Annotated in this window: 1 protein-coding gene; it reads right to left on the bottom strand. The window is 71.4% G+C overall.

What is annotated here, in order from left to right; translation table 11 throughout:
• On the bottom strand, nt 1–1,457 hold a 1,457-nt coding region (locus tag ABT063_RS52020), incomplete at its 3' end, for an AMP-binding protein (RefSeq protein ID WP_351069385.1).
• Between the last annotated feature and the right edge of the window lie 38 nt (nt 1,458–1,495).

Here is a 1,495-nt window from a genome sequence, read left to right on the forward strand (position 1 = left end):
CCCGGCCGCCCCCCGTAGCCCCGCGCCAGCTGCACGCCGCCCACATACAACTCACCCGTCACACCGGGAGCCACCGGCCGCAGCCACTCGTCCAGCACATGGGCCGTGGCCCCGGGGATCGGCCGACCGATGGGCGTCTCCGCCGCCCACTCCTCCGGCCGCACGGGCAGGGTGTACGTGGTGGCCATGTGAGTCTCGGTCGGCCCGTAGTAGTTCTCAACGACGACACCGCCCTCGCGGCCAGCGAGCCACCTCAGATCGGCGGAGAGCGCCATCCGCTCACCGGCCTGCGCCACCCGACACAGCTGCGGCAGCTCGTCGCCCGCCTGGGCGGCGGAGCGTGCGATCGCGTTCAGGACCAGGCTGGTGACGACGGCGTACGACACCTGCCGCCGCGACATCCAGGCGACGAGGGCGTCCGGGGCCTTGCGCAGTGCCTCGTCGGGCACGAGCAGTGTGCCGCCACCACAGGTGACCAGCAGAAGCTCCATGACGGACACGTCGAAGCCGGTGGCGGAGAACTGCATCACCCGCTCCGGGCTCTCCTCCGCCAGCCACCACCGGACGAGGTTGACCAGCGCCCGCTGTTCCATCTGGACGGCCTTGGGCCGACCAGTGGATCCCGAGGTGAACAGGGCGTAGCAGAGGTTCTCGGGCCGCAGCGGGCGGACCCGCTCGGCGTCCGTGACGTTCTCCGCGCCGTGGTGGCCGAGCGCGTCCTGACCGGGCAGCCGGTCGAGGACGAGGGACGGCTGCGCGTCGGCGCACATCGCCGCCCGCCGCTGCGGCGGATTCTGCGGGTCCAGCGGCAGGAACGCCGCGCCGGCCTTGAGCACGGCCCAGACCCCGACGACGTAGTCGATCCCGCGCGGCAGCTGGAGCGCGACGACGTCCTCGGTGCCGACGCCCTGGGCGAGGAGATGCCGGGCGAGCCGGTTGGCGGCTGCGTTGAGCCCGGCGAAGGTGATCCGTGTCCCGCCCTCCTCGACCGCCACGGCCGTCGGTGTCGCGGCCACCTGGGCCTCGAGAAGCTCGGGAAGGGTTGCGGGCGCCGGCCGCGCCAGCTCCCGCGGCGGCAGTACGAGGGCCTGCTCGGCCTCGGTGAGCAGCCGGACCTGCGAGAGCCTGACGGCGGAGTCGTGCGCGACCAGGGTGAGCAGGGTCTCCAGGCGACGGGCGATCCGTTCGGCGGTCTCCCTGTCGAAGACGTCCCCGTTGTATTCGATCTCGCCCGAGATCTCGGCCGGCGCGTCGGCCGGTGTCTGCTGGGGGTCGAAATTGACATGGAGGTCGAAGCGGGAGACTCCCTGGGGGGCGATTGCGCTGGTGGTGGATTCGATGCCCGGCAGTTCGATCAGCACCTGGAGCGACTGCACGGTCATCGACACCTGGAAGAGAGGATTCCGGGAGAGGGTGCGGTGGGGGTTGAGGCGTTCCACGACCTGTTCGAACGGCACGTCCTGATGTGACCAGGCCGCTACGTCCCATGTCCGGA

The organism is Streptomyces sp. NPDC002838 (genome assembly GCF_040295365.1).
In the GTDB taxonomy this organism is placed as follows: Bacteria; Actinomycetota; Actinomycetes; order Streptomycetales; family Streptomycetaceae; genus Streptomyces.